We start from the raw sequence: 21,605 nt of genomic DNA, 5'->3' as shown, positions 1-21,605 counted from the left end.
GCCCGCCGGTCAGCCCGCGGCCGGGGTCCAGGCCGCTGGGTCCGCCGCGGACTGGTCCCCGGTGGCCATGTTCTTCACCTCGTGCGCCCGGCCATCGTCGAAGGGCGGGAACCAGACGAATCCGATGCCCTTGCGGGAGGCGTAGCGGACCTGCCTGGCCACCTTGTCCGGCTGGTGGTAGGTCTCCACCCGCAGCCCCCGGGTGCGCAGCTCGGCGGCCGTCGCGAGGGCAGCGGCACGGCGCGGCGCGGAGGGGATCACGACTAGCACGTCGGCGGGGCTGGACGGCCCGGTGGTGAGCAGGCCCTCGGCCAAGAGCTTGGCGAAGATGCGGGTGAGGCCGATCGAGATCCCGACGCCGGGGAGGTTGCGGCGGATGAAGGAGCCGGCAAGGTTGTCGTACCGCCCCCCCGAGCAGATGCTGCCGAAGTCCGGCCAGTCAACGAACTTCGCCTCGTAGACGGTCCCGGTGTAGTAATCGAGACCGCGGGCGATCGAGAGGTCCGCGACCACGCCGCCGGCGGGCAGGTCGGCGAGATCATCGAGAACCGCGGCGAGCTCGTCGAGCCCCTCGGAGAGCAGGTCCGACTTCACCCCGAGCCGGCGTACCTCCTCGACGACGCCGGGATCGGAGCCCCGGATGCCCGTGAGCTCCAGGCAGGCGCGCACCTGGTCCGGGTCGAGCCCGACCGCGGCGGTCAGCAGCCCCTCCACCCCCGCGAGGCCGATCTTGTCGAGCTTGTCAGCAACCCGGATGACGGCCAGCGGATCGCCGATGCCCAGGCCCTCGTAGAAGCCCTGGAGCACCTTGCGATTGTTGATGTTGAGGGTCCAGGGCGGAACGCCGAGAGTGCCCAGGACCTCGTGCACGATGCGGGGAAGCTCCGCGTCGAAGTGCAGGGGCACCTGATCAACATTGATCACGTCGATGTCGCACTGGGTGAACTCGCGGAAGCGACCCTCCTGAGGACGCTCCCCCCGCCACACCCGCTGGATCTGGTAGCGCTTGAACGGGAACACGAGGTCGTTGAAGTGGGCGGCCACGTACCGCGCGAAGGGCACCGTGAGGTCGAAGTGCAGGCCGAGGCGGGCGCTGTCGTCGTCGGCGTCGGCCTGCAGGCGGCGCAGCGTGTAGACCTCCTGGGAGGTCTCCCCCTTCGCGGTCAGCACCTCGAGCGCCTCGACCGAGGGGGTCTCCACCGAGCAGAAGCCGTACCGCTCGAACGTCGCCCGGATGGTGTCGAGCCAACGCTGCTCGACGAGACGGACCTCGGGCAGCCACTCGGGAAACCCGCTCACGGGCAGGGGACGGACGATCGGCGCGTCACTCATCGCCGCGGAATCTCCTCATCATCTCGAACGGACGGGCACCTGCCGCCCCGGGCACGGTCAACCGCGAGGCCGGGTGGCAGTCACCGATGTCGAGCGAGGAGACGCATGAGCAACAGCCTATCGCGTGGGGCTCGTTGCCCTCACGGCCGGAGAGCGGTCCCACGGCGGGGATGGGGCCCGTTCCACCGGGCCCCATCCCGTCGATCACATCGGGTGCCCCGCGCGCGCCTCGACCTCCGCGAGCCGCGCACCCACCTCGCCGCGCTGCTCGGCCGGCGCCGGCGGCGGTCCGTCCCTCCGGCGCCGCTGCTCCGGCAACGAGCTCGGGATGATGCCGGTCGGCCGGCCGGGGGCCAGGTAGACCCATCCGGCCTGGCGCCACTGGTCGGCGTCGAGCGCGTGCCGGGCGTCCACCATGACCTTGCGCCGGACCACGGCCCCGAGCCGGGCCGGGTCCAGGTCAGCGAACTGGCGCCACTCGGTGAGTAGGACCAGCGCATCGGCCCCCTCGACCACGGCCTCGACGGAGTCGCTGTAGGCGAGGCCGGGCAGGGCCCGCCGGGCGTTATGCGTCGCGACCGGATCCACGACCGTCACCTCGGCGCCGGTCCCGGCCAGCAGCCCCGCGACCGCGAGCGCCGGGGAGTCCCGCACGTCGTCGGAGTTGGGCTTGAACGCGGCGCCCAGCACGACGAGGCGCCGGCCGGCCAGCGTGCCGTCCAGGGCCGCGGTGACCAGGTCCACCACGCGGTCCCGGCGGCGATTGTTGATCTCGTCGATCTCGCGCAGGAAACGCAGCGCCGCACCGACCCCGAGCTCGTCCGCGCGGGCCTGGAAGGCCCGGATGTCCTTAGGTAGGCAGCCGCCCCCGAACCCCACCCCCGGACGCAGGAAGTTCCCGCCGATGCGCACGTCGTGGGACAGCGCCTCGGCCAGCGTCAGGACATCGGCATCGACCGCCTCGCACACCTCCGCCATCGCGTTGATGAAGGAGATCTTCGTCGCGAGAAAAGAGTTGGCCGCCGTCTTCACCAGCTCGGCCGTCGCGTATTCCGTCACGATGACCGGCACCCCCTGGGCGATCACCGGCGCGAAGGCCGCCCGCAGCGCTCCTTCCGCGGCCGGGGAGGCGACACCGAAGACGAGCCGGTCCGGTCGCAGGGTGTCGGCCACCGCGAAGCCCTCCCGGAGGAACTCCGGGTTCCAGGCCAGCTGGACGCCAGCAAGATCGCTGGAGATGTCGGCGGGCTCGTCCACCCCGTCATGGCCCAGCCCGTCATGGCCCACCTCGACGCGGCCCACCTCGACGCGGCCCAACCCGCCGGCCCCCGCCACGCCGAGCGCCGTCTCGTCCGCGGCCGGGCGGTTCGCCGGGGCGAGCTGCGCGATTGTCCGAGCTAGCCCCGCAGCCGTGCCGGCCGGCACCGTCGACTTGCCGACCACGAGGCACGGCCGGGTCAGCAGCGGCGCGAGGCGCTCGATGGCGGCGTGCAAGTGGCCCAGGTCCGCCCCGTAACCGTCGGCACGCTGGGGGGTGCCCACACAGACGAAGTGCACGTCGCCGAACTCGGCGATCTCCTCGAAGGAGGTGGTGAAACGCAGCCGTCCGGTCCGGAGGTTCGCGCGCAGGAGGTCGGCGAGGTCGGGCTCGAAGAACGGGATCTCCCCCGCGGACAACCGCTCGATCTTCGAATGGTCGACGTCCACGGCGAGCACCTCGAAGCCGAGCTCCGCCATGCACACCGCGTGGGTGGCCCCCAGGTACCCGGTGCCGATGACGGTCAGGCGTGGGCGAGGCCCGGTTCCGGGCCCCGCCGCATCATCAAGGCTGTCCGACGAGCTCATCAGACTCCTCCTCCTCATCGTCGTACCCCCCTGGATTGAGACGCTGAAACTCCCAGGCATCCCGGCACATGTCCGCGACATCCCGGCGGGCTGACCAGCCGAGCGCCGTACGGGCGAGCGCCGCGTCGGCGACCAGTGCGGCGACGTCCCCCGGCCGCCTCGCCACGACGCGGCTGGGGAGATCACGAGCGCAGGCCGCGGAGAAGGCCGCGAGCAGTTCCCGCACGGAGGTGCCAGCGCCGGTCCCGAGGTTGATGACCCGATGTCCCGCCTGGTCATCAAGATGATCGAGAGCGAGTCGATGGCCCTCCGCCAGGTCGACCACGTGGATGTAGTCGCGTACGCCCGTGCCGTCGGACGTGGGGTAGTCGTCGCCGAAGATAGACAGCTCCGGGCGCCGGCCGACCGCCACCTGGGCTAGGTAGGGCATGACGTTGTTCGGCACCCCACGGGGGTCCTCGCCAAGCAGGCCCGACTCGTGCGCCCCGGTGGGGTTGAAGTATCGCAGGGACGTCACGTGCCAGGACGGATCCCGGGCGCAGAGGTCGGCGAGGATCTGCTCGCACATCCACTTGGTGCGCGCGTAGGGATTGGTCGGGCGGGCCGGCGTGTCCTCGGCGATCGGTACCTTGGCCGCCGCTCCGTAGATTGCGCACGAGGACGAGAAGACCAGCCGGCACACGCCGTGCTCCGCCATCACGGAGACCAGGCCCAACGTCGCGTTGACGTTCGTGTCGTAGTACTCCAGCGGGATGTCGACCGACTCGCCGACGGCCTTGAGAGCGGCGAAGTGAATAACGGAATCGATCTTCCATCGGCGGAACACGTCACCGAGCGCCGCCCGGTCACGGACATCGAGCCGCACGAAGTCGATGTCGCCGTCCACCACCTTACGCAGCCTGCCCAGCACCCGTGGTGAGCTGTTGGCGAAGTTGTCCACTCCCACTACCCGATGACCCGCGGCGAGCAGGTCCACCCAAGTATGGGAGCCGATGAACCCCGTCGCCCCGGTCACCAGGACCGTCTCGGCTCGACTCGTCGACGTCATAGCTCGGTTATCCACTTCTTCGTGATCAACTGAAACAACTCGCCACAGGTGCTCCATGCCGGCCCGGAACAACCGATCCCGGCAGCGGGATCAACCCGACGACGGCTAGGATCCGTACCTGGGATCGGCACCACGACCACGCCCGTCGCGCCGGTGCCCTTCGGCTGGACCGCGCGGTCCCGGCCGTTCGGGCAGCGAACACCGCGATGGGCACGGCCGCGCACTGGGCGGCGAACATCAGGCACAGCAGAACATAATCCCCAGATTGGTGCATCGCCGACCTGGTAGCGGCCTCGGCGATCCCGGGGACGACGGCGATCCCGGTGAACCAGGCGATCGGCGCGAGCAGGAGCCCCGGTCCGGTCACAGCGCCAGCGTCGGGTAGTGCACGGCCGGTGGCAAGAACCGCGCGCACGGCACCCGGGGCCGGCGGTCCACGTCCCGGAAGAAGATGCCCGGGAAGAAGATATGTCCGGGAGGCGGCGTGGCCACGGGAACTCTCGGGTCACCATTGCCGCGGACATCCCGGGCCGGTTGCCGTTCGCCCACGCATCGGCGGCGAAGGCCCCGTCTCGGCCTGAGCGCGCACGGCAGGTACGTGGCGCTGACATCCTCGGCGGGTTGCGGACCAATGCCACCGATCTCACGTAACACGGCGGTGCACACGGCGTGGTGCCGGCCATCGCGAGCCCTCCCCCCGCAAACAGAAAGCCACGTCCCCGGAAAGCTCGGTATCCGGGGGGGACACCTTGACGCCGGTCAAGCGACCTGACGGCTCTCCGCGAGCTGGCCGGCGAACCAGGAGATCGTCCGGGTGAGCCCGTCGTGCAGGCTCGTCTTCGGTTCCCAGCCCAGGAGGGTCCGGGCGAGGGTGATGTCGGGTTGGCGCACCGAAGGGTCGTCCTGGGGCCGCGGGACGAAGGTGATCGGCGCCGTCGATCCGCACAGGTCACGGACGAGCACCGCGGTGTCGAGGATCGACATCTCGTGCGGGTTCCCAATGTTCACGGGCCCGGGCAGGTCCGAGTGCAGAAGTCGGACGATGCCGTCGATCAGGTCGTCGACATAACAGATGGACCGGGTCTGGGTTCCGTCACCGGCGACCGTGATGGGCTCGCCCCGCAGCGCCTGGGAGATGAAGGCCGGAATGGCGCGACCGTCGTCGACCCGCATACGCGGGCCGTAGGTGTTGAAGATGCGAACAATACCGGTGTCGACGCCGTGCTTGCGCCGATAGGCCATGGCCACCGCCTCGGAGAAGCGCTTGGCCTCGTCGTACACACTGCGTGGGCCGACCGGGTTCACGTTGCCCCAGTAGCCTTCCGGCTGGGGATTTACCTGTGGATCGCCGTAGGACTCCGAGGTCGAGGCGAGCAGGAACCGAGCATTCTTCTGCCGCGCCAGGCCAAGGGCGTGGAAGGTACCGAGCGAACCGACCTTGAGTGTCTCGATCGGCAGCTCGTAGTAATCCACCGGAGATGCCGGGGATGCAAAGTGCAACACGACGTCGACCGGACCGGAAACATAAATAAAATCATTCACATCCCGGTTGACCAGGCGGAAACGTGGATCGGCGAGCAGATGCTCCACGTTCTCCGGCCGGCCGGTGAGGAAGTTGTCGAAACAGATGACCTCGTAGCCGCCGCCCAGTAGGCGTTCACAGAGATGACTGCCCAGAAAACCGGCGCCGCCGGTCACTATCGCACGCACGTCGTGTGCTCCCGGATCTGGAATACAGAGGACCCCGGAGAGTGCCCATCGATCGCTGTCCGGAGTCCGGCGACGACGGGCGGCCTCCCTTGAGCCATGCGAAGGAGGCGGCGCATCGGATCAGATCGCGCCGCGAGGCCAGGTTGGAGGATCGGGGGAAAGGGGCATCAAATTGATCGGAGATCAGGAGATCAGTGACTGCTCACCCGCCGGGAGCGCTCAGCATGGACACTGCCGGACCCGTCTCGAATGGCCACAGGATACGAACACCGCACTACCCCCCAGTAGTCTGATGGCCGACAACGCCGACTCTCTGCGGCATCGTACACAGGTCATCGACGCGTTAGTACGCGGCCCCGGCTCAGTCTCCCTCCTCGCCGCGGTCAATACGATATAATTTCCTGTCACCGAGGGTGCCCGGCTCCCTCCGGGAGCTGTCAATAGCCGTGCCGGATCCACCTGCATTGGATGAGCAATCCACCGCCAGGGGACGGGGCACGGTCACCCGCGGAAGTGCCGCTCGAGGGCGATCGCGTGACGCATCGCGGCGCGTCCCCGGTGGGTGTCCCCGGCATCTCCATAGGAGACCGCGAGCCGGTACCAGCGACGCCATTCGCCCGGCGCCGCCTCGGCCTCCGCCCGACGCTGGGCGAACGCGGCGTCGGCCGATGCGCGGTCGATCCGGCCCGACGGCCGGCGCACGAGAACCGGCTCGTCGGCTCGGGCGCCGGGGTCGAAGCCGTGGGCGGTGCCGGGCTCGACGTCAGCCGTCGCATCCGCGGCTACGTCGAACATCCGGGCAAGCCGCTCGGTGTCGCGGCCGAAACGCAGCTCACGCAGGATGACGACGGCGCCGATCAGCGGAAGCAGCACGACACCGAGACCGAGTCCACGGGCCGCCCAGCGATCGTCGCCGAGCAGCTGGATTCCCCGCCACCCGATCAGCCCGAGGTAGAAGCCGCACGCCGCGACGAGCACGGCCACCAGCCACCGGGCCCTCACCTGGACGCCCCGCCCGATGCCGACGCCACCGGACCGTCCGGATCCAGCCGGATCCGCGCCCCGGGTGCCGCCAAGGTCGCCACAACCAGCCGTCCCGACTCCCGAAGACAACCGAAGAGCGCCACATACAGGGGTCGCGTCGCCGGCAACGGGACTCCGCCGTCGATCTCGTAACGGGTGTTGGTCACCTTACGCACCTGTGCCTGTGAATCATCCGCGCCGACCGGCGGAGCGTCCACCCGCCAGGCGAGCATCATCTCCGTGCAGCCCGCGGGCCAGGTCCACCGTAGCCGGTCGTGCTCCAGCCGCAGGTCCGAAGCGGCGGAAAGCTCGTCGGCGGCGGTGCGCGGCGCCGACGGCCGGTCCGGTGCGGCCTCCGGACGCCCGGAGGTCGTCGGCGGCGATGCCCACGGGGACGGGGAGGGGAGCACCCTATGCTCCCGGGCGAGGGCGGTGACCACCCCCCTCGCCCGGGCGGCGTCAAGCCCGTCCGCCTCCGCCTCGGCGACCAGCGCCGCGGCCTCCACGGGGAGCAGCACGTCCTCCACAAGAACGGCCGCGGCCACCCGCGGGCGCAACCGCTCGGTCGTCGTCACGGCGAGCGCATCGAGGTAGGCGTCCGGCTCGCCGTCGACCAGCAGCGCACCGACCGCGGCCAGGAGATCGTCGAGCAGTGCCCGCCGGCGGTCCGGCCGACGGGCCCGGTTGCGGACGAGCGCCGCATCACGCACCGCTCGGATCTCCGCCCGGCCGGTGCCGGGCCGCACCCCGATCAGGTCGAACAGGCTCCGGGGCGGGGTGCTTCCGGTGATCCGGCCCAGTTCATCGAGATCTGCGCGGACCTGGCCGAGTACCTCGGCGGGGATCGCGCCGGCCGAGGCCTCCGTGGCGGAGCTCCGCGATCCGGCAGGCAGGGCCCGATGACGCCGGATCCGCAGCGTGAACGCGGGGTCGTCGATCCCCTGGGATGCCGCCAGCGCCCGCAAACCGGCGATCTTGTCCTCCGGGAGTCCACCGAACCGGGCGACGAGTCGCCCGACCGCGGCGTCCAGGGAGGCGAATCGTTCGTCGTCCCGGGCGGCGCGGGCGGCGGCGACCCGGTCCCGCAGCTCTAGGCGCGCGGTACGGGTCGCCAGTGCCGCGACGAGCTCCGCGTGCAGCCCCAGCAGGCCGATAATCACTCCTCGGTAGCGGGGGTGGTCCCGGCTGCGCTGCCAGAACGCCCAGACATCCGCGGTCCTGGCCTCGATTGCGGCGTCGTCGAGGGTGTCCACCTCGTCGAGCGGGATGTCGTAGATCTCGAAGGGATCGCTGTGCTCGGCCCCGCCCCGGCTGTGCACGACGGCGAGGACCCGACGACGGTAGTCGTTGGAGTCGAAGGACCGCATCGCCGCGCCCCTCAGATCCATCCGCTCGGCGCACCACCCGGGCCGCCGCGCTCCCGGCGGGCCCGGGCCACCTGTTCCCGCTCGCGGGCGACGTCGGCCTGGCTCAACGCGGCCGAGGTCTCCACCCGTACCGTGAGCGGCCGGTCGACGAGACCCTCATGCGTCGCCGTCACCTCCAGGATCCCATCGAAACCCATCCGGAAAATGATCTCAATCTGGGAGCCGGCCGGAAAACCGGGCGGGATACCCGTGATCTCGGCCTCGGCAATGACCTTGTTGTCCTCGATACGCGCCGATTCGACACCACCGGCCTGTTCGACGACGTAGACGGTGACGGCGTCCTGGTCGTTGCGCACCGTCCCGAACGCGCGCCGGACGGCGATCGGAAGCCGGTCGTTGCGGTGCACCAGGAAGACTGCCCCCTGTTCACCGAACCGGTTCAACGCCAACACCCCGAAACCACGCGAGACAACGTTGACGACCTGTACCTCGACGGTGCGGCGCACCCGCTGGGCGGGCAGGCCGAGGACGCTCGCGAGCCGCCGGCACGCCGCGTCCAGGTCCGCTGGGGCGGCGGTGTCCACGGCAGCCCCGTCAACCAGCTGACCGCGGGTCACCAGGTCGGCGGCCACCAGGCGTTCCAGCGCCTTCTTCTCCCCGTAGATCGCGGCCCCGCGGGCCACGGCGAGGTCGGGATCGGTCAACTCGACGGGCACGGCGAACTCGGCGGCGAGGCGCCTGGCCACGGCCGGCATCCGCGCCGCGCCGCCGACGAGCAGGATCCGGTCGATCCCCCGCACCCCTCGGGCCCGCGCGGCGTCGACCGCGACCCGGGTAAGGGTGATCGTCCGGTCAAGCAGACCGGCGGTGAGCCGTTCGAGTTCGTCGCGGGTCAGCGTGACCTCGGTGGACAACCCGGCGTGCTCGACCAGGACCGTCGTCGATGCGACGTCGGTCAGCTCCCGGCGGGCCCGTTCGGCGGCGAGCGCCAGCACCTGGGCGGCCTCGCCGTCGTCGAGCGGGTCCCGGGCGCCGGGATGGGCCGCGAGGAACCGGTCCCAGAGGAAGAGCACCACCTTCTCGTCCCAGTCGGCACCGCCCAGCTGATGGTCACCGTCGATCGCCACCACCGACACCCGCCGGTCGGCGAGCTCGACCACGGTGACGTCGAACGTACCGCCGCCCAGGTCGTAGACGAGCGCGACCTCCTCCGCCGCCATTCCCGGACCACCGAGCGTACGCCGTGCACCGATCTCGAAGCGGGCAAAGCCGTAGGACAGCGCCGCCGCGGTCGGCTCGTTGATGACGTCGACGACATTCAGCCCCGCGTACTCACCGGCAAGCACCGTCGCGCGGCGCTCCTCGTCCCCGAAGTAGGCCGGAACGGTGATCACGACGTCCTCGACGGGCTCGCCGGTGGTGAGCGCGGCGTCGGAGACCAGCGCCTTGAGGATCAGACCGCTGACGGCCGGCGCCGACCAGGCCGCGCCGCGGGTGACGAAGCGCCAGTCCCCGTCCCCCATCCGCCGCTTGACCAGGGAGCACACGTCGTCGGGGCGCGCCCGGGCCAGCCGCCGCGCGGTCTCCCCGGTGATGTAGTCGTCGGCCCCCACGAACAGCACCACGCTCGGCAGCGTCCGCGCGTCGTCGGGCAACGGCACGATCTGCGGCTCGCCGGAACCGGACACCCGGGCCAGGCAGCTAAACGTCGTACCAAGATCGATACCGAAGATGCTACGGGTACCCGCCGGGAAACGACGGTCAACGTGTCCGACCACACCCGGAAACCTATCTTTCGCGGCCCGTGGTGACAGCAGACACCTGCCCCGAAGTGCCCGCGGCGCTAGTCCAGGTCGAGCAGCGACTCCAGACCGACCGTGAGTCCCGGTCGCTCGCCGACCTTCCGCACGCTCAGCAGCACCCCCGGCATGAACGAGGTGCGGTCGTAGGAATCGTGTCGCAGGGTGAGGGTCTCCCCCGCGCCCCCGAGCAGGACCTCCTGATGCGCGACGAGCCCGGCGAGGCGGACGGCATGCACCGGCACGCCGTCGACCCGGGCGCCGCGGGCACCGTCGAGGGCGGCGGTCGTCGCGTCCGGGCCGGCCACCGGCAACCCGGCGGTGGTACGCGCCGCGGCGACCAGCTCCGCGGTACGCCGGGCGGTGCCGCTCGGCGCGTCGGCCTTGCCGGGATGGTGCAACTCGACGATCTCCACCGAGTCGAAGAACCGGGCGGCCCGGGCAGCGAACGTCATCATCAGCACGGCGGCTACCCCGAAGTTCGGCGCGACGAGCACCCCGACCCCCGGTGCCACGGCCAGCCAGCCACGCAGGGTCGCGAGCCGCGGCTCGTCGAAGCCGGTGGTGCCGACGACGACGTGCTTGCCGGCCTGGACACACCAGCGGAGGTTGTCCATCACCGCGTCCGGGGTGGTGAAGTCGACGACGACGTCGGCCGCGGCGAGCGCACCACGGTCATCGCCGACGCCGAGGGCCGCGACCAGCGCCAGGTCGGCGGCGGCCTCGACGGCAGCACACACCGTCGACCCCATCCGTCCCCGTGCACCGAGCACCCCCACTGCTATCCCTGTTGCCGGTATCCCTGTTGCCGGTATCCCGGTTGCCGGGACAGCACCGGCTGCCGGGCGGGAGTCGGGGTCGGACATTCAGTGAACCTCGAACCTCTCGGGAGGAGAGCCGCTAACGGGCGACGGCGGCGCTGAAGTCGTGGTCGTCGAAGGGTCCGATAACGCCCAGGGCCCAGGACTGGTCCAGCAGCTCCCGCGCGATCGTGGTGACGTCGTCGAGGGTGACCGCGCCCACCCGGGCGATAATCTCGTCGACCGGCAGGACCTCACCGTGGACGAGCTCGCTCTTGCCGAGACGGCTCATCCGGGATCCGGTGTCCTCCAGGCCGAGAATCATCGAGCCGCGGTTCTGCCCACGGGCCCGGTCGAGTTCCTCGGCACTGATCCCGTGCTCGGCGATCTGGCGTACCTGCTCACGGGCGAGCTCGAGGACCATATCGGCACGCTTGGGGGCGCATCCGGCATAGACGCCGAACAGGCCCGCGTCGGCGAAGTGGGAGGCGAACGAGCCCACCGAGTACGCCAGCCCCCGCTTCTCCCGGATCTCCTGGAACAGCCGCGAGCTCATCCCACCGCCTAGCGCCGTCGACAGCACGCCGAGCGTGTAACGGCGCGGATCGTGCCGGGACAGTCCCCTGGTGCCGAGCACGAGATGCGCCTGCTCGGTCGGCCGGTCGGTCACGACGATGCCGGGCGGCTGCGGGTAGTCGTACGATCCGCCACGTACCTCGAACGGCTCGGCGCTCACTGTCAGACGGTCGGCGAACGCCTCGGCTACCAGCGCCAGCGCCCGGTCGTGCGCCAGGTTGCCGGCGATGGAGACCACCATCGCCGGCGGGATGTACCGGGAGCGGTAGTAGTCCGCGATGGTCTCCCGGCCCAGCCCCTCGATCGACTCGGTCGTCCCGAGCACCGGGCGGCCGAGCACCGACGACCCGAGCATCGCCTCCGCGAACACGTCATGGACGAGGTCACCCGGGTCGTCCTCGTACATGGCGATCTCCTCCAGGATCACGCCACGCTCGGCCTCGACGTCGTCGGCCGTCACCAGCGAGTTGGTGACCATGTCGGCGATGACGTCGACGGCCATCGCGAGATCGGAGTCGAGCACCCGCGCGTAGTAGCAGGTGTACTCCTTGCCGGTGAAGGCGTTGATGTCCCCGCCGACCGCCTCGACCGACGCGCTGATGGTCAACGCGTCCCGGCTGGGCGTGCCCTTGAACAGCAGGTGCTCCAGGTAGTGGGAGCATCCGGCGGTCACCGGCGTCTCGTCGCGCGAGCCCACCCCGACCCAGACGCCGATCGCGACCGAGCGCACCCCGGGGACCCGCTCGGTGATGACCCGCAGACCGCCGGGGAGCACGGTGCGGCGCACCGCGCCGTCCAGCAACGATTCGCCACCGACCCCGCCAGCGAGCAGGTGCGCGGCCCGGGAGCCGGGAACCGGCTTGTTCCGCGGCGCGCCGGCGGTCCCCGCGGAGCAGGTCAGGTCGGGCGTGGGAGTATCGGACACGACGGGCCGTCAGGAGGCCGCGGCCGCCGCGTCGGCGGCTTCGGCGGCTTCGGCGCTCGGGGACAGGCTGATCTTCCCGCGGCTGTCGATCTCGGTGATCTCGACCTGGAGCTTCTGACCCACCGTCAGGACGTCCTCCACCTTCTCCACCCGCTTACCGCCGGAGAGTGTCTTGAGCTTGCTGACGTGGAGCAGGCCGTCCCGGCCCGGGGTGAGCGAGACGAAGGCCCCGAAATTGGTGATCTTCACAATCGTCCCCAGATAACGCTCGCCGACCTCGGGCATCTGCGGGTTGGCGATCGCGTTGATCGCCGACCGGGCGGACTCCGCCGACGGACCGTCCACCGCGCCGATGTAGATCGTCCCGTCGTCCTCGACGGTGATCTCGGCACCGCTGTCCGCCTGGATCTGGTTGATCATCTTACCCTTGGGTCCGATGACCTCCCCGATCTTGTCCACCGGGATCTTGACGGAGATGACCCGCGGGGCGTGAGCGGACATCTCGTCCGGGCTGCCGATGGCCTCGGCCATCACGTCAAGGATCGCGAGCCGCGCCCCGCGCGCCTGCTGGAGCGCCGCGGCGAGGACCGAGGCCGGGATGCCGTCGAGCTTGGTGTCGAGCTGGAGCGCGGTGACGAAGTCCCGGGTGCCGGCGACCTTGAAGTCCATGTCCCCGTAGGCGTCCTCGGCCCCGAGGATGTCGGTCAGGGTGACGTAGGAGTCGTCGGCGTGGATGAGGCCCATCGCGATCCCGGCGACCGGCGCCTTGAGCGGTACCCCGGCGTTGAGCAGCGACAGGGTGCTCGCGCACACCGAGCCCATGCTTGTCGACCCGTTCGAACCCAGCGCCTCGGATACCTGCCGGATCGCGTAGGGGAACTCCTCGCGGCTGGGCAGCACCGGGAGCAGGGCCCGCTCGGCGAGTGCCCCGTGGCCGATCTCTCGGCGCTTCGGCGAACCGACGCGGCCGGTCTCGCCGGTGGAGTACGGCGGGAAGTTGTAGTTGTGCATGTACCGCTTGGTGCGGTCGGGGTTGAGCGTGTCGACCGTCTGCTCCATGCGCAGCATGGCCAGAGTCGTGACGCCGAGGATCTGCGTCTCGCCCCGCTCGAACAGCGCCGAGCCGTGTACCCGCGGGATGTAGTCGACCTCGGCTGACAGCGCGCGGATCTCGGTTGTCGAGCGACCGTCGATGCGCACGCCCTCGGTCACAATGCGGGAGCGGACGAGCTTCTTGGTCAGCGCCCGGTAGGCGGCGCCGATCTCCTTCTCCCGCCCCTCGAACTGGGAGGCTACCTTCTCGGCCGCGAGCTGGCGGGCCCGGTCGAGCTCGTTCTCGCGCTCAGCCTTGCCGGGGATGCGCAGCGCGGCGGACAGCTCGTCGCCGATTGCCGCGGACAGCGCGTCCAGCACGTCGTCGTGATGGTCGATGAAGACGGGGAACTCCCGGGCGGGCTTCGCGGCGAGCGCGGCCAGCTCGTTCTGGGCCCGGCAGAGCTCACGGATGGCGGGCTTCGCCGCCTCGAGGCCCGCGGCCACGACCTCCTCGGTGGGAGCCGGCGCGCCGTGCGCGAGCAGTTCGACCGTGCCCGGGGTCGCCTCGGCCTCCACCATCATGATCGCGACGTCCGAGCCGTCCTCGATCACCCGACCGGCCACGACCATGTCGAAGGTCGCCCGAGCGAGCTCCGCATGGGTCGGGAAAGCGATCCACTCGCCATCGACGAACCCGACCCGGGTCGCGCCGATCGGCCCGGTGAAGGGCAGGCCGGACAGCGTCGTCGACGCGCTGGCCGCGTTGATGGCGACCACATCGTAAAGGGTGTCGGGATCCAGGGCGAGCACGGTGGCCACGACCTGGATCTCGTTGCGCAGCCCCTTGGCGAACGACGGCCGCAGCGGCCGGTCGATGAGCCGGCAGGTGAGGATCGCGTCCTCGCTGGGGCGGCCCTCCCGCCGGAAGAACGAGCCGGGGATGCGCCCGGCCGCGTACATCCGCTCCTCGACATCCACCGTCAGCGGGAAGAAGTCGAGCTGTTCCTTGGGCTGCTTGCTAACCGTCGTCGCCGAGAGCACCATCGTGTCGCCCAGGTAGGCGACGGCGGAGCCGGCGGCCTGCTTGGCGAGACGCCCGGTCTCGAACCGAACCGTCCGGTCTCCGGCCGGGGTCGCGATGACCGCTTCGGCCGCATGTGTCGAGTCGTCCACTCGAACCACTCCATCCTCTTCCTCGGCCGGATCCACGCGGCCGATCCTCTTCTGCGGCCGGGTCCATGCCAACGAGGATGCCGGTGCTCAGTCGAAGCCCCCGGGTCCGGTGCCCGTACCCATCCCGGCGACCACGACCGAGGACCGGCGGCTCGCACCACCATGGACCCGGCCAGGTCCTCCACACCGCCGAGCGGACGACTCCGCCGACGGCTCGACGCATTCGGTACCTACCCCCAATGCGTCAGAGGGAGCGTCCCGCCCGGGCCGCTCCCTCTTCGCGCTACCGCCGTAGCCCGAGTCGCTCGATCAGAGCGCGGTATCGGTTGATATCCGTCTTCGCCAGGTAGTTCAGCAGCCGTCGGCGACGGCCGACGAGCAGCAGCAGACCGCGGCGGCTGTGGTGATCGTGCTTATGCGCCTTGAGATGCTCGGTCAGGTCACTGATCCGACGAGTCAGCATCGCGACCTGCACCTCAGGCGAGCCCGTGTCCCGCTCGACGGTGGCGTAATCGGACATGATCTTCTGCTTGACGTCGCTCGCGAGCGGCACGCTCCACCTTCTCCTTCTGTTTCGGGACGGCGCGCGTCCGGGGTCTTCCCCACCCGGACCGATCACCGGACCTCGGCATCATCGCCGTCCGGTCCGGACACACCGCACCCGCCTGACCGGGAAGCCTATCAACCCGAGGGGAACCGCTCGGCCCCCGGCGGAGTGAGCCGAGTTCAGCCGAGTTCAGACGAGCAGGGTTGCCGCGCGGGTGGCCTCCACATCCGCGGCCATCTGGGTGACGAGCTCGGCCACCGAGTCGAAGCGCAGGGTCGGACGCAGCCGATGGGTGAACTCGTAGGCCATGTACTCGCCGTAGAGATCCTCGTCAAAGTCCAGGAGGAACGCTTCGACGCGCCGGTCGCGTCCCTCGAACGTCGGATTCGTGCCGATCGAGATGGCGGCGGGCTGGCGGCGGCCGGACCAGCAGGCAAAGCCCGCGTACACGCCGTCCGCCGGAACGGCGGCCCAGGGCGTCACCTGGATGTTCGCCGTAGGATAGCCGATGGTGCGGCCACGCGCGTCGCCGTGCACGACGACACCCTCGACCCGGTGCGGCCGGTCCAGCGCGGCCGCCGCGGCCGCTACGTCGCCCTCGGCCACCCGGGCACGGATCGCCGTCGAGGAGAGCACCTGCTCGCCGGAGCGGACGAGACGGACCCCGTCGACCTCGAATCCCTCCCGGGCGCCCGCCTCCGACAGCGTCGCGAGCGTCCCGGCGGCCCGGTGACCGTAGGTGAAGTTCTCCCCCACCACGACCACGCTCGCCCGCAGCCGCTCGACCAGTATCCCGTGCACGAAGTCGGCCGGGGAGACCCGGCTGAACTCCAGCGTGAACGGCTCGACGCAGAGCGCGTCCACCCCGGTCCCGGCCAACAGCTCGGCCTTGAAACGCAGCGTCGTGAGCAGGGCGGGATGGCTGCCGGGTCGCAGCACCTCACCGGGATGCGGGTCGAAGGTCAACACCAGCGAACGCTCACCGCGTTCCCGCGCCAGCCGGACCGCCCGGCCGATGATCTGCCGGTGCCCGAGGTGCACCCCGTCGAAGAAGCCAATCGTGACGACCCCGCCCCGCCACTCGACAGGCGTGTTCTCCGCTCCTCGCCACGTTCGCACGTGCGAAGCCTAGGACATTCTCGTGGGGCGCTGTCGGGCCGCCGAGCCCCGGCCGGGGGCCGCCAGACTAGACCGGGGCGAAGACGACGAGCGACCGGACCGCACGCTCAGTCTCCTCGACCAGGGCCAGCACGGTCCCGTCGGGACCGAAGACGCCGTACGTGCCCGGCCGTCCTACCGGGGGCAACCGCCGGCCATGGGACACGTCCGCCGCCGCCTCCGCCGTCACGTCGCGGCGCGGGAAGCCGGCCGCGACCGCGTCGGTCAGCGACGTGACCGCCCGCGACCCCAGCTCGGCGAACGTGTCGAGAGTCACTGCGCCCGCCAGGTCGAAGGGACCAACGGCGGTGCGCCGCAGGGCGGTCAGATGCGCCCCGCAGTCCAACGCCGCCCCGAGATCACGGGCGAGCGCCCGCACGTACGTTCCGCTGGAGCAACCGACCGTGACCTCCAGATCGGTTCCGGCCGGGTCCACCGCCCCATCGCCCGCGGCCCGCCGCGCCAGCAGGTCGAAGCGGTGGACCGTCACCCGGCGTGGGGCGAGATCGACCACCTCGCCGGCCCGGACCCTGGCGTACGCGCGTACCCCGCCCACCTTGACCGCGCTCACGCTGGCGGGAACCTGGTCGAGCACCCCGGTGAGGGCGGCCATGGCCCGGGTGAGCCGGTCGGCGTCGACGTCCACCGGACGGTCCTCGACCGGCGCGCCCTCGGCGTCGTCGGTCGTGGTAGTCCGGCCGAGCCGGATCGTGGCGTCGTACGCCTTGCCGGTGAGGGCGAGATGCCCGAGCAGGCGGGTTCCCCGGCCGGCTCCCAGCACCAGCACACCCGTCGCCATCGGATCGAGGGTGCCCGCGTGGCCGATCCGGCGCTGCCCGAGAATGCGCCGCGCCCTGGCGACGACGTCGTGCGACGTCCAGCCGGCCGGCTTGTCCACGACGACGAGCCCGTCGACCTGTGGCCCGGGACCGGTCCCGGATCCCCGGCGGGATGCGGCTCCCCCCGGCCGCGCGGGTCCCCGGGTGGATCCCCCCCGGGTTCTCACCGCGGGCTCCGGGCCGCGTTCCCCGGGCCTCCCAGGCGCGGAGCCTGCGCCAGCGCGTCCCGGAGCACGCCCATCAGCTCGTCGAGCGTCGTCCCGCGGGAGAATCCGGCGGCGAAGCGATGGCCGCCACCACCGAGAGCCGTACAGACCGCGCCAACGTCGACGTCCCCCTTGGAACGGGCCGAGACCTTCCAGACGTCACCATCCTGCTTGCAGACAAGGGCGACCTCGGCCTCCGACACGGTGCGCACCGTGTCGATGAGCCCCTCGATCTCGTCGTACTCCAGTCCCGCGGCGCGCAGATCGGCCTGGCTGCACCAGGACCAGACGAGGTCGTACTCGGGCTCCAGCCGGACGCGGTCGAGAACCTCCCCGAGTAGCTTGAGATAGCCGAAGCGGTGGGTGTCCCACAGGGCACGGCTGATCAGGTCGGGACGGATGCCCGTGGCCAGCAGCCGGGCGGCCAGTTGGTGCACCGCCGGTGTCGTCGCGGCGAAACGGAACGATCCCGTGTCGGTCACCAGACCGGTGTAGATCGCTGTCGCGATGTCCCGGTCGAGCCGCACGCCCAGGGCATCGATGAGGTCGACGACCATGGCGCTGGTCGAGGCCGCCTCGGGGTCGACCAGGTTGAGATCGCCGAACCGGGTGTTGGAGGCATGGTGGTCGACGACCAGGACCCGGCGACCGGCCGTGGTGCTGGCGAGCCTGCCCAGCCGGGACCGGCTGCCGGCGTCCAGGGTCACCACGAGACCCGGCCGGCCGGTGACGGCCTCGGGAGCCACCAACAGCTCCTGACCGGCGAGGAAGCGAAGCACCCGGGGAACGACGAAGGGATCCGCGTCGAAGGATACCCGCGGCCTTCCGCCCAGCGACCGCAGCGCGAGCCCCAGCGCCAACGCCGATCCGAGACTGTCCCCGTCGGGGTTCACGTGGGCGATCAGCAGGATGTCGTCACCGGCGTCGATCGCGCCGGTCAGTGCGGTCACCGCGGCCTGGAAATCACCGGTCGGACCGGCACCGCCCGGGCAGGAGCGGCTGACCGGCGCCGCCGACGGGTCCACGAGATCGGTCGCATCGCTCATCGTCAGTTCCCATCGCCGCTGTCTCGTCCCATCGCAGCTGTCTCGTGTCTGTCACCGCGGTGTCCCGGGCCCGTACCCGTCATCCCTCCTGCCGGGCCGTCCCGCCGTACTCGCCCACCTCATCCAGCTCGCCCAGCTCATCGGGCTCATCCAGCTCATCCAGCTCATCCGGCTCATCCGGCTCATCCGGCTCGTCGGTGGCGGAGCGCGGCCGGCGGTAGGGATCGTCGTCGCCCGCCGGGCGAGCATCCCGACGGACCTCGGCCAGATACGCGTCACGTTCCCGGGCAACGCTGATCAGCTTCTCCAGATGCTGGGCGTCGTCGGGAAGCCGGTCATGAACGAAGGTGAGCATCGGGGTCACCTTCACCCCCGTGGCCCGGCCGACCTGGCTGCGCAGCAGCCCCCGGGCGGATTCGAGCGCCTGGGCCGACGCCTGCCGCGCCGTCTCATCGCCGTAGACGGTGTAGAAGACCGTCGCGTCGACCAGATCCGGCGTCAGCCGCACATCCGTGACGGTCACCATGCCGAGTCGAGGATCCTTGACGCCACGCTCCAGCGTGGACGCCACGACCTCGCGGATACGCACGGCCAGCCGCCGTGCCCGGGCCGGATCAGCCACCGTCCACCTCCTCGTTCGCCGGTCCCGTCAGCGGCACGCTCACCGCGGCAGATGCACCGGGTGCGTGCGGTTCGCCGGGTGCGTGCGGTTCGTCGTCCGCGTCGTCCGCGTCGTCCGCCGAGAAGTAGCGCGCCCGCGCGGCGAGCACCTCGACGTCCGGTCGCTGGGCCACCAGCTGCTCGCAGGAACAGAGGACCTCAACGCAGTGCGCCCGGTCCGCGGCGACGACCGCCATCCCGATCTCGGCTCGCCGGTACAGATCATGATGGCCGGTCTCGGCCACGCTGAGGGCGAAACGGCGACGCAGCTCCGCCACGATCGGCCGCACCACCGACCGTTTCTCCTTCAACGAGTGCACGTCACCGAGCAGCAGATCAAGGCTGAGGGTTCCGATCCACATGGTCGTCTCCCGCCGCCGGGCACACACCGCCGGTGACGATCGGGCAGGCAGCTCGATCGTCACCGGCCGCGGGCGTGCTCAGGCGCGGGGAACCTCCCGTTGCTCGAACGTCTCGATCACGTCATCGATCTTGATGTCGTTGAACGACCCGAGACCGATACCGCACTCGTAGCCCTCGCGGACCTCCGTCGCGTCGTCCTTGAAACGCTTGAGCGACTCGACCGTGAGGTTGTCGGCCACGACGACGCCGTCGCGGATGAGCCTGGCCTTGGTGTTCCGCCGGATGACGCCGGAACGGACCAGACAGCCGGCCACGTTGCCGATCCGCGGCACGCGGAAGACCTCGCGGACCTCGGCGGTACCGAGCTGCGCTTCCTCGTAGACGGGCTTGAGCATGCCCTTCAGGGCGTTCTCGATGTCCTCGATGGCCTGGTAGATCACCGAGTAGTAGCGGACCTCGACGCCCTCACGGTCGGCCAACTCCGTCGCCTTGCCCTGCGGCCGGACGTTGAAGCCGATGATGACCGCGTCGGAAGCCGACGCCAGCATCACGTTGGTCTCAGTGATCGCACCGACCCCACGGTCGATGATCCGCAGACCGACCTCGTCGCCGACATCGATCTTGAGTAGGGCGTCCTCGAGCGCCTCGACCGAACCGGACACATCGCCCTTGAGAATGAGGTTGAGCTGGGTCTTCTCGCCCTCCTTCATCCGCTCGAGGATCGTCTCCAATGTCGGACGGCCTCGGCTCAGCGCCAGCTCCGCGTTGCGCTCGCGGGCCTGACGACGTTCGGCGATCTGACGGGCCACTCGGTCCTCGGGCACCACCAGGAAGTTGTCACCGGCGTCGGGAACGCTGGTGAACCCCAGGACCTGGACGGGCCGGGCCGGGCCCGCCTCGACCACCTGACCACCGTGTTCGTCGAGCATCGCCCGAACCCGACCGAACGCCTCGCCGGCGACGACCGAGTCACCGACCCTCAGCGTGCCGCGCTGGACCAGCACGGTCGCCACCGGACCCCGGCCCCGGTCGAGCCGGCCTTCGATGGCGACACCCTGCGCCTCGACCTCGGTCGGAGCCCGCAGGTCCAGGGAGGCGTCGGCGGTCAGGACGATCGCCTCGAGCAGGCCGTCGATGTTCGTCCGGTTGCGGGCGGAGACGTCGACGAACATCGTGTCGCCGCCGTACTCCTCCGCCACCAGGCCGTACTCGGTGAGCTGGCCCCGTACCTTGGCCGGGTCGGCGCCCTCCTTGTCGACCTTGTTGACCGCCACCACGACCGGGACGCCGGCCGCCTGGGCGTGGTTCAGCGCCTCGATGGTCTGCGGCTTCACCCCGTCGTCGGCGGCCACGACCAGGACCACGATGTCCGTCACCTGCGCACCGCGGGCCCGCATGGCGGTGAAGGTCTCGTGGCCCGGAGTGTCGATGAAGGTGATCGGACGCTCGTCGCCGTCGACCTTGGCCCGCACCTGGTAGGCACCGATGTGCTGGGTGATACCACCGGCCTCGCCCCCGACCACGTCGGTGGAGCGGATGGCGTCCAGCAGTTTCGTCTTACCATGATCGACGTGACCCATGACGGTCACGACCGGCGGCCGGGAGCTGAGCTCGACGTCGTCGCCGTACTCCCCGCCGAAGGAGAGGTCGAAGCTCTCGAGGAGCTCCTTGTCCTCGTCCTCCGGACTGACGATCTGGACCTCGTAGCCGAGCGTGACGCCCAACAGCTGCAGCGTCTCGTCGGTGCAGGACTGGGTCGCGGTGACCATCTCGCCGAGCTGGGTGAACACGACCTGGACCAGAGCGCCCGGGTTCGCGTCGATCTTGTCGGCGAAATCGGCCAGCGAGGCGCCACGCGGAAGCCGGATGGCCTGCCCGTTGCCGCGGGGCACCATCGCGCCCATGCGCGGCGCTTCGAGCCCGCTCTCCCATTCCTGCCGCTTCGCGCGCTTGGACTTGCGCTGGCGACCGGGGCGACCACGGCCACCGGGGCCGAAAGCGCCCGCCGTGGTCCCACCGCGGCCACGGCCGCCGGCCGCGGGACGACCGGGCGCACCGCCCCCGCCGCCCCCGCCACCACCGGGCCCACCGGGCGCACCGCCACCGCCCCCGCCGCCCCCGCCACCGGGACGCCCGGGCGCCCCCCCCCGCCC

17 protein-coding genes and 1 pseudogene are annotated in these 21,605 nt (G+C 70.7%); all 18 read right to left on the bottom strand.

The annotated features are described in order from the left end of the window. Positions 1-9 precede the first annotated feature (9 nt). Positions 10-1,332: a histidine--tRNA ligase gene (gene hisS / locus AC08OP_RS05295; protein ID WP_476613163.1), complete on the bottom strand. Its 1,323-nt coding sequence runs from the start codon at positions 1,330-1,332 to the stop codon at positions 10-12. Between the two features lie 204 nt (positions 1,333-1,536). Further along, the gene (locus tag AC08OP_RS05290; protein ID WP_476613162.1) at positions 1,537-3,177 is read right to left on the bottom strand and encodes a UDP-glucose dehydrogenase family protein; all 1,641 of its coding nucleotides are present in this window, start codon (positions 3,175-3,177) and stop codon (positions 1,537-1,539) included. Then, on the bottom strand, positions 3,155-4,225 hold the full coding sequence (gene galE / locus AC08OP_RS05285; RefSeq protein WP_476613161.1) for a UDP-glucose 4-epimerase GalE: 1,071 nt from the start codon (positions 4,223-4,225) through the stop codon (positions 3,155-3,157). The genes AC08OP_RS05290 and galE overlap by 23 nt, the downstream gene beginning before the upstream one ends. A gap of 363 nt (positions 4,226-4,588) precedes the next feature. Further along, complete coding sequence (locus AC08OP_RS05280) at positions 4,589-4,717, bottom strand: hypothetical protein (RefSeq protein WP_476613160.1); 129 nt, start codon at positions 4,715-4,717, stop codon at positions 4,589-4,591. A 267-nt stretch (positions 4,718-4,984) separates the two neighbouring features. After that, complete coding sequence (locus AC08OP_RS05275) at positions 4,985-5,935, bottom strand: UDP-glucuronic acid decarboxylase family protein (RefSeq protein WP_462185761.1); 951 nt, start codon at positions 5,933-5,935, stop codon at positions 4,985-4,987. A 501-nt stretch (positions 5,936-6,436) separates the two neighbouring features. Further along, positions 6,437-6,937, bottom strand: coding sequence for a hypothetical protein (locus tag AC08OP_RS05270; protein WP_476613159.1), 501 nt, complete (start codon positions 6,935-6,937; stop codon positions 6,437-6,439). Further along, positions 6,934-8,325: a hypothetical protein gene (locus AC08OP_RS05265; protein WP_476613158.1), complete on the bottom strand. Its 1,392-nt coding sequence runs from the start codon at positions 8,323-8,325 to the stop codon at positions 6,934-6,936. Before AC08OP_RS05265 ends, AC08OP_RS05270 begins: the two co-directional genes overlap by 4 nt. A gap of 11 nt (positions 8,326-8,336) precedes the next feature. After that, positions 8,337-10,103, bottom strand: a complete 1,767-nt coding sequence (locus AC08OP_RS05260) for an Hsp70 family protein (RefSeq protein WP_476613157.1) — start codon at positions 10,101-10,103, stop codon at positions 8,337-8,339. A 65-nt stretch (positions 10,104-10,168) separates the two neighbouring features. Then, positions 10,169-10,903, bottom strand: a complete 735-nt coding sequence (dapB, locus tag AC08OP_RS05255) for a 4-hydroxy-tetrahydrodipicolinate reductase (RefSeq protein ID WP_476613164.1) — start codon at positions 10,901-10,903, stop codon at positions 10,169-10,171. A 121-nt stretch (positions 10,904-11,024) separates the two neighbouring features. Beyond that, on the bottom strand, positions 11,025-12,425 hold the full coding sequence (locus tag AC08OP_RS05250; RefSeq protein WP_476593255.1) for a M16 family metallopeptidase: 1,401 nt from the start codon (positions 12,423-12,425) through the stop codon (positions 11,025-11,027). Between the two features lie 9 nt (positions 12,426-12,434). Then, on the bottom strand, positions 12,435-14,633 hold the full coding sequence (locus AC08OP_RS05245; RefSeq protein WP_462185765.1) for a polyribonucleotide nucleotidyltransferase: 2,199 nt from the start codon (positions 14,631-14,633) through the stop codon (positions 12,435-12,437). Between the two features lie 283 nt (positions 14,634-14,916). Then, positions 14,917-15,186, bottom strand: coding sequence for a 30S ribosomal protein S15 (rpsO, locus tag AC08OP_RS05240; RefSeq protein ID WP_462202578.1), 270 nt, complete (start codon positions 15,184-15,186; stop codon positions 14,917-14,919). Positions 15,187-15,369: 183 nt separating this feature from the next. Continuing rightward, entirely contained in the window at positions 15,370-16,299 is a 930-nt protein-coding gene (locus AC08OP_RS05235) for a bifunctional riboflavin kinase/FAD synthetase (RefSeq protein WP_476594812.1), read from the bottom strand. A gap of 67 nt (positions 16,300-16,366) precedes the next feature. Next, positions 16,367-17,344: a tRNA pseudouridine(55) synthase TruB gene (gene truB, locus AC08OP_RS05230; protein WP_476613156.1), complete on the bottom strand. Its 978-nt coding sequence runs from the start codon at positions 17,342-17,344 to the stop codon at positions 16,367-16,369. After that, positions 17,341-18,429, bottom strand: coding sequence for a DHH family phosphoesterase (locus tag AC08OP_RS05225; protein WP_476613155.1), 1,089 nt, complete (start codon positions 18,427-18,429; stop codon positions 17,341-17,343). The genes truB and AC08OP_RS05225 overlap by 4 nt, the downstream gene beginning before the upstream one ends. Before the next feature lie 79 nt (positions 18,430-18,508). Next, a complete protein-coding gene (gene rbfA / locus AC08OP_RS05220) occupies positions 18,509-19,051 on the bottom strand; it encodes a 30S ribosome-binding factor RbfA (RefSeq protein WP_476613154.1) in 543 nt (180 codons plus the stop codon). A gap of 100 nt (positions 19,052-19,151) precedes the next feature. After that, positions 19,152-19,451: pseudogene (locus tag AC08OP_RS05215) on the bottom strand (DUF503 domain-containing protein); the annotation flags it as partial. Positions 19,452-19,529: 78 nt separating this feature from the next. Continuing rightward, a partial coding sequence (gene infB, locus AC08OP_RS05210) for a translation initiation factor IF-2 (protein ID WP_476613153.1) occupies positions 19,530-21,605 on the bottom strand: 2,076 nt, incomplete at its 5' end.

The organism is Frankia sp. CeRuru1 (genome assembly GCF_977966315.1).
This window is presented reverse-complemented; position numbering and strand designations above follow the sequence as displayed.

Excerpts from the sequence above, each read along its gene's own strand:
- hisS (WP_476613163.1), bottom strand. The coding sequence starts at position 1,332 with ATGAGTGACGCGCCGATCGTCCGTCCCCTGCCCGTGAGCGGGTTTCCC.
- AC08OP_RS05290 (WP_476613162.1), bottom strand. The coding sequence starts at position 3,177 with ATGAGCTCGTCGGACAGCCTTGATGATGCGGCGGGGCCCGGAACCGGG.
- galE (WP_476613161.1), bottom strand. The coding sequence starts at position 4,225 with ATGACGTCGACGAGTCGAGCCGAGACGGTCCTGGTGACCGGGGCGACG.
- AC08OP_RS05265 (WP_476613158.1), bottom strand. The coding sequence starts at position 8,325 with ATGCGGTCCTTCGACTCCAACGACTACCGTCGTCGGGTCCTCGCCGTC.
- AC08OP_RS05225 (WP_476613155.1), bottom strand. The coding sequence starts at position 18,429 with ATGAGCGATGCGACCGATCTCGTGGACCCGTCGGCGGCGCCGGTCAGC.